Origin of the sequence: Bartonella sp. AA2SXKL, from assembly GCF_042197205.1 — a bacterium.
GTDB lineage: Bacteria > Pseudomonadota > Alphaproteobacteria > Rhizobiales > Rhizobiaceae > Bartonella.
In genome coordinates, this window is sequence record NZ_JBHIRN010000071.1 from 640 (window position 1) to 978 (window position 339).

The following is a 339-nucleotide window of genomic DNA, read 5'->3' on the forward strand; positions in this document are numbered from 1 at the left end:
TTTTCTTGTATGTCACAAGTGGGATTGGTGTGTAGATAACAACTCTGCAAGAAAGGAATAAAGAACCGTCTCAATGCGAGGGGGGGATTGCAACACTTTGAAGCTGGTAAAGAGAATAACAGTGCCAGATTGCTCTTTCATAAATGTAAAGAGGGCGTGGTCCAATGGCTTTATCATTATATCTTTCACGGACAGCGTTATGAAATAGACTTGGGTGCGCTGACGGATGCCTCTTTAAAACAAGCGTGTGAATGGTGTAACATAATGGCGTTCTGTTTCGCATTGAGGGACGTGACCTCTATTAAAAACGTGAGAAACAAACGCATGAGGCAATGTGTA

The 339-nt window shown here is 42.5% G+C and carries 1 pseudogene; it reads left to right on the plus strand.

Going from position 1 to position 339, the window contains the following annotated elements:
* Positions 1-87: 87 nt before the first annotated feature.
* Positions 88-339: pseudogene (locus tag ACFINS_RS09800) on the plus strand (integrase); the annotation flags it as partial.